Annotated in this window: 5 protein-coding genes and 1 tRNA gene; 5 read left to right on the top strand and 1 reads right to left on the bottom strand. The window is 59.1% G+C overall.

Annotated features, from left to right (window positions below; genetic code table 11):
* From VII69_05345 to VII69_05335, 3 genes are all read left to right on the top strand, one after another.
* The coding region (locus tag VII69_05345) for a hypothetical protein (GenBank protein HEY5094529.1) at positions 1 to 335 on the top strand (335 nt) is incomplete at its 5' end.
* Between the two features lie 45 nt (positions 336 to 380).
* Positions 381 to 1,664, top strand: coding sequence for a sensor domain-containing diguanylate cyclase (locus VII69_05340; protein HEY5094528.1), 1,284 nt, complete (start codon positions 381 to 383; stop codon positions 1,662 to 1,664).
* A 49-nt stretch (positions 1,665 to 1,713) separates the two neighbouring features.
* Positions 1,714 to 1,797: transfer RNA gene (locus VII69_05335), tRNA-Leu, on the top strand.
* Between the two features lie 448 nt (positions 1,798 to 2,245).
* Here VII69_05335 and VII69_05330 read toward each other — a convergent pair.
* The gene (locus VII69_05330) at positions 2,246 to 3,250 is read right to left on the bottom strand and encodes a kelch repeat-containing protein (GenBank protein ID HEY5094527.1); all 1,005 of its coding nucleotides are present in this window, start codon (positions 3,248 to 3,250) and stop codon (positions 2,246 to 2,248) included.
* A 186-nt stretch (positions 3,251 to 3,436) separates the two neighbouring features.
* On the opposite strand from VII69_05330, the gene VII69_05325 reads away from it, so the two are divergent.
* A complete protein-coding gene (locus VII69_05325) occupies positions 3,437 to 4,468 on the top strand; it encodes a hypothetical protein (protein ID HEY5094526.1) in 1,032 nt (343 codons plus the stop codon).
* Between the two features lie 656 nt (positions 4,469 to 5,124).
* On the top strand, positions 5,125 to 6,615 hold the full coding sequence (locus VII69_05320; GenBank protein HEY5094525.1) for a sialidase family protein: 1,491 nt from the start codon (positions 5,125 to 5,127) through the stop codon (positions 6,613 to 6,615).
* The last annotated feature ends 163 nt before the right edge of the window (positions 6,616 to 6,778 follow it).

Below are 6,778 nucleotides of genomic sequence, written 5' to 3'. Positions count from 1 at the left end.
ACCTCTGGTTGAGCCAGCGCTTCGCGAAACGTCTTCTCCAATTGCACGAGGACGGCACCGTCAAACACGCCATCGACCTTCCGTGGGAAGTGACCGGCTTCACATGGCGCGGCCCCACAGCTTGGCTCAACATACGCGTGGAGAAAGGCAAGTCGAGCCTCGCCACCATGGCGCCAGGCGCCGACCGGCCCGATGTCGTCGAACATTTTGGCAGCTCGCTTGTCTCACTGGCCGACGACGGCTCCGGCTTCTGGATGGCGCAACTGGGCGGTGAGAATGTTCTCAGGTGCGTCCCGTCCACTGCACCTATGCTTGCTGTCACCCCGTTACCGTAACTGGTGTCACCCGGGATGGACGCCGCGTACGGTTAAAATGGGGACGTGAGCAATTTCTTCTCCACGCAGCTGCTTCCAGCCGGCGGTTCGATAGACACGCGCAGCGCCCCCGGCGTGCAAGACGTGCTGCAACATCTCGGCGAGGGCTTTGTGACGGTCACGCCATCCGGCCGAATCGCAGAAGCCAATCCGGCCGCGCATACGATCCTCGATGCGCCGCTCGGCAGCCTGATCGGCACCCCCCTGCACGATGCATTTCCGAGCGACGCACAATCCCGTTTTTCGATCGCGTGCCGGATGGCTGGGGCGCCGCGCGAAGCCACAACGTTCACCGCGTACTTCACGGAGTACGATCGCTGGCTCGAGGGGTGTGCTTTCCCGCATCTCGACGGATTCGCCGTCGCATATCGCGACGTCACTCTTCGCCGGCGCGCGCAGATCGCGTTGGGAGATAGCCAGACGCGGCTGCAATTGTTCATGTCGCAGATCCCGGCGATCGTATGGTCGACTGACGAACAGCTAAGTGTGACCTCGATGATCGGCTCGGAGCTCGCACGCGTGGATCAAATGCCGCGAGCCCTTCTCGGCAGCCCATTGTCCGACGCGCTGCGCGGCATCGATGCCGATCCCGATAACATGATCACTCATGCCGAAGCGCTCGCCGGACGGCCGGGAAGTCACTTCGCGGAATTCAACAATCGAAAGTATGAGATCCATGTCGAGCCGCTGCGCGACGATCGCGGCGCGATTGCCGGAACGATGGGCATCGCCATCGACGTCTCCGAACGCAAATCTGCCGAGGAGCGCCTAGCGTTCCTCGCCCATCACGATGCGCTGACCGGCGTCCCCAATCGGTTACTGCTGATGGACCGCCTCGTGCAGTCGGTCGCGCACGCCAAGCGCCGCGATCAGTATACCGCGCTGCTCTTCATCGACATCGATCACTTCAAAGAAGTCAACGACACCTTCGGCCACGCGGCCGGCGATGAACTCTTGAAGATCTTCGCGCAAAGATTGTGCGCCGCGGTGCGGCCGGGCGATACCGTCGCGCGCCTTGGCGGCGATGAGTTCGTCGTCGCTCTCGACGATGTCTCCGAAGCGAACGACGTCGCGATCGTCGCGAAGAAAATCGTGGCGTCGATCGCCGATATCTTCGACGCCGACGGCCGCGAGCTCTCGGTGACCTGCAGCATCGGCGCGAGCCTGTATCCGGTGGACGGCGAATCACCCGACGATCTCATGCGTTGCGCCGATTGCGCGATGTATAAGGCGAAAGAAGGCGGCCGCAACAACATCCAATTCTTCGTCGGCGCGGAATTTCCGAAATAGCTTCGAAGGACGTGCCGCGAAACCCGATTAACAAGGACTGTGATCATTCGGGCGCGTGGCGAAACCGGCAGACGCACGGGACTTAAAATCCCGGGACCGTAAGGTCGTGTGGGTTCGACCCCCACCGTGCCCAGGCTTATGCGATAAGGCTTTGCGCGATTCGCGCTTCGGCGAAGTAAGCGCAACGTGCCGGGAAATCTAACCTCTGCCTAACCAATCGTAAAAAAAGGACGTAGCCAGGCCTCACCTCCGGCATTGAGTGGCTGAAGGGCTTTCCCGGCGCGAGAGAGTGACCGGCCGGTAGTGCGGGAAAGCGAACTTGGTATTTGCGGATGGGAGGAATCACCGGCAGCCTAACTCCCGACGAATCGACGACGACGCAACGATCCTATAGTCAAACGCGATTGAGGATTGCCCCTGGCCCATCTCCTGAACTGCGAAGCCTGCTTGAGTCTTTTCCGTGACAAAGAGACCTCTACAGTTCCCTTGGGGCGTAATGAACACGAGATACGTTCGTCTTGTGTCCGTAACGGAAACGAACGCCGGATCTAGCCGGACATATACTCGTCCACCCTGCGCAGCTATCGCGGATTGAAAGCCGCATTTCCCCTTAAGGCGCCGCCGTCGCCGAATCCGCCGACCGCATAGAGCGTGTGCCCTGCGACGCGCGTCGCCAACGCCTCCCGCGCAGTCGGCATGGATGCTTCGGTGGTCCAGCTATCCGTCGCAGGATTGTACGCCTCAACCGTATTCAGTGGGCCGATACCGTCATAGCCGCCGACGGCGTAGAGTCTGCGCCCGAGAACGCTGGCAGATAAACGCGCGCGGGCCGTCGGCAGGGATGCCTTGGTTGTCCAGCTATCCGTCGCAGGATCGTAGGCTTCAACCGTATTCACAGGGATGTAGTTGGAATTTTGGCCACCGACGGCATAGAGTATGCCGTTGACGACACCAACGGCTAGAAATTCTCGCGCCGTCGGTATGGATGCCTTGGTGGTCCAAGTATCCGTCGCCGCATCGTAAGCCTCAACCGTATTCAGGTAGCCGGTGATGTTGTTCCAGCCGCTGACCGCATAAAGTACGCCGTTGACGATGCCCACACCGAGGCCCATGCTGGCTGCTGGCAAGGATGCCTTGGTAGTCCAGCTATCCGTCGCAGGATCGTAGGCCTCAACTGTTTTCAAAGGGGTGAAGTTGGCGCCGTATCCGCCGACGACATAGAGTATGCCGTTGACAACACCCGCAGCCGCGTCCAAGCGCGGCGTCGGCATGGACGCCTTGGTGGTCCATGTGTTTGTCGCCGGATCGTAGGCGTAAACCGTATTCGACGGTTCGAAGCCGTTGATGTTCGTATCGCCGCCGACAGCATAAAGTATGCCATTGACGACGCCCGCAACAAGGCAGCCGCGCGCCTTAGGCATGCGTGCTCTGAGTGTCCAGCCCCCGATGGATTGCTGCGTCTTTTGAATGCCAGCCGCGGCAGAATGACGCAGCACCATCGGACTAGAGGCACTCGAACATCCCGACGCTGCGGCGATAAATGCGAAAAAAATCATCGTGCGAACGATGGACAAACGCTGAGACATAACCTGACTCCCGATCATGGCCGAGCCGGGCCAATATGCCCTGGGCTGGCGCTATTTCTGTCTTTGGACGGGGGCAAGCCTTTAAGCTGCCTAGAGAATTACCTCCGGTTTAATCTCTGCGCCCATAACGGCGTGGCAAGCGTCGTGGCGAGGGAACCCGTATTCTCCGACCTAATCCCACCCACTATGCGAACTCTTAAGCCGATTCAAGCCTTCAGCGCGGCGGCGGCGATTGCTTCCCTCGCAGCGTGCTCGGGTGGTTCTGCGATCGCGCCTAAGCCGGCGTCGGGCCAAAGCATCGCGTATTCCGCTGTGGGGCGTGTGTCTTCACTTCTCGGCCCAATGGGCATGCTCGGTGTCAAGGCTCGTACTGCCCATCACTTCAAGAGCTTCTATGCATGCCCCGCGACTGGCTCCATCGAGTACTTGTCAGACGTTTACAACCAAATTATCACCATCTATTCTGGAAAGTTCGCAGGTCAGGCCCCGTGCGGACAAATAACGGAAGGTCTTGACCACCCGTCTGGCATGTTTGTAGAGTCCGGAACCCACGATCTCTATGTTGCAAATCAAAACGTCCACGACATTCTGGTATTTCACAGAGGTCAAACGAGCCCGTACAACACGTACGCCGATCCGAGCGATCAACTACCTCTCGATGTCGCGGTTGCAAGAGATGGTACCGTCATCGCATCGAACGAGAGCGGGCACATTACAGAAGCCGGTTCCCTCTCAACGTGGGTCGGGGGACCGAATGGCGGCACATTCGTAGACAATTTCCCGATGACAAATGATCTCTTTGGCGTCGATGTCACAATTCGAAAGAATGGACTTGTCTATTATGACGACAAGGATTCGAAAACAATGCGCGGAGCCATATGGTCATTAACGTGCCCGGCCGGTGTTTGCGGCCGTCAGACAAAAGTCAAAGTAGCGCCGTTTCAATTTGCCGACGGTTTAGCCATCGATGACACTGGCGACTTGCTGATGAATGACCTGAATGGTTTTGCCGATACGTACGAGCTCCCCAATCCACAACCGTCGCAGTTTCCGATAGTCGCACGACCGGAAGACATGGCTATTGACAAATCGAATCATCATTGGTTCACCGCCGATCAAAACGGTGGTGACGAGTATTCCTATCCGAGCGGTAAACCCATCGGCACGGTATCAGGCAATCAAGGTGGTTTTTTTGTAGGCATGGCCGTCGATCGGTGAGTAAGAGTTAGTTCGCCTCCGATACGAACGGCCAGGATGAGAGCCGTGCCCAGGCTCACTAGGGTTTGCGCGATTTGAAGTTCGCCGGCACCGGTCTATTAAGCCGGAAAATCTGACGTCTGCCTAACCGGTTGAAAAAGAGACTCCGTGACGCCGGAGGGGCAATGGGCTAGACTCGGATCGCTATCAAACGCGCAATGGAACGATCGGCACGGTTTTAGGGCGCGCGAGACCGGCCAGTGAGCCTTTCAGAAACTTCGCCGAAGATGTGGGGGGAAAAGTTGCGGCCCAGCACGTGAGAGTCGAAGCGCCGATGCTTTCGACGAGTTGGCAAGAAGCATTCGACTCGGTTCTTCGATGTTTTCCTTCACCTCAGATCCTGCCCGGAAGGGTCGACGCCACAGAGCATTACCGCGACGAATACGTGTCCGATAGCCGAACAAACGAGCCAACGATGCGAGCGATTGCCGGCGCAAGTCGCTCTCGATGGGCAGCGCGCGAAGCGCAGTAAACATCTGCGCGCCGGCTGGACGCACCTGGGTCCAACGGCCTAAGCCTTGGGTCCCTACTTTTTTCATCGCAAGGCATATGACAACGGCGTTCTAGAACGCACTGGCAACCTACTCCCTTTGCATTCCACTAAGAGGAGAGTTGACGTGGTCATTTCATCCCCATCCGCGTCGAAGCGGTGGCGACTCGTACTTGGCTCCGCGCTTGCCGCGGCGCTCGTAACAGCCGGCATCACAGCGCGCGCAAATCTCGCGCCCAACGGGCCTCCGATCGTCCAGATAAGCCAAGACACGTTTGTCAATCATGGAAGCCAACATCAGACCGAAGTCGAACCCGGATCCTACGGCTTCGGAAACACCGTCGTCGTCGCGTACCAGACAGGCCGTTTCAATTTGAATGGCGGCTCTTCGGACGTGAGCTGGGCGACGTCCATCGATGGCGGCAAGACGTGGGAGTACGGCAACCTGCCGGGCATCACGAAGTATACGAATAGTCATGATCCCTTCGATCGCGCGAGCGACCCGACCGTGACCTACGATGCCAAACACGGGGTCTGGCTCATAGAGACGTTGCCGCTCATCGCGGCCGGCGGGCCACGGCCGGCGATGGTGATCAGCCGTTCGACCGATGGACTGCGTTGGCACAACCCGGTGTCGGTGGGACCGAATCTGGGCGACTCGGACAAGACGTGGATCAATTGCGATAACTGGTCGAATAGCCCGCATTTCGGGAACTGCTACGCTGAGTGGGACTCCACGTCGACCGGCGAAGTCAACCTTAGCACATCTAAGGACGGCGGTCTTACCTGGGGGCCCGCGAAGAATTCCGCGGACGGTGCCGTTGGCCAGGGTGGACTTCCGGAACCGCAACCCAATGGCAACGTCGTAGTCCCGTTCTGGGCCTTTGGAAATGTCGCGATTGAGGCGTTCACCTCGGCGGACGGCGGCACAAGTTGGGGTTCATCGGTATTTGTCGCAAACGTCAACTTCCGCGGACCCAATGGCGGCATACGCGCGCTTACTCTCCCCGGCGCCGGCATCGACGGGTCCGGCCGGGTATACGTCGTGTGGGCGGACTGCAGCTTCCGGACGAATTGTTCGTCGAACGACATCGTGTTCAGCTCGTCGAAAGACGGCGCAACATGGTCGGCTGCGGCGCCGATCCCGATCGATCCTCTCAACAGCACAATAGATCACTTCATCCCCGGATTCGCAGTGGATCCGAACACAAAGGGCAGCTCCGCGCACCTGGCGCTGACCTACTACTACTATCCGAACGTCAACTGCGGCAAGTTCACGTGCAAGCTCCACGCCGCAATGATCTCCTCGCACGATGGCGGCGCATCATGGGCTCCACCAGTCGAACTGGCCGGACCAATCAAGCTCACCTGGCTGCCGAACACAAGCCTCGGTAGAATGGTGGGCGACTACGTGGCCACATCGATCGTCAACGGCAACGCATACGCGTTTCTCGCCAGCGCTGACCGACCGTCAGGACAGTTCTTCGAGGAGGCGCTATTCACGAACAAGAGCGGCGTTCCGGATATCTTCGGCACCCGCAGGTTCACCCCGTTCGGGCTACGACCGGTGAGCCACTTGAATAACCAGAGACGGACCGTGCCGGTGCCGCTGGATTAGGTCTCAGGTCGAGAAACAGAGAGGGGCCGGACTTGCGCCGGTCCCTTTCTTTTATGCCGGAATAGCCACAGGCGCTGTGCAAAACGCGCAGCGCTTTGCGCCGATCGGAATTTCGCTCAGGCACTCCGGGCACTTCATCGTCGTGGGATCGGCGGGCGGCTCC

The organism is Candidatus Eremiobacteraceae bacterium (genome assembly GCA_036511855.1).
GTDB lineage: Bacteria > Vulcanimicrobiota > Vulcanimicrobiia > Eremiobacterales > Eremiobacteraceae > JABCYQ01.
Note: the sequence above shows the minus strand (reverse complement) of the source record. Positions and strands in the feature narration are given on the sequence as shown.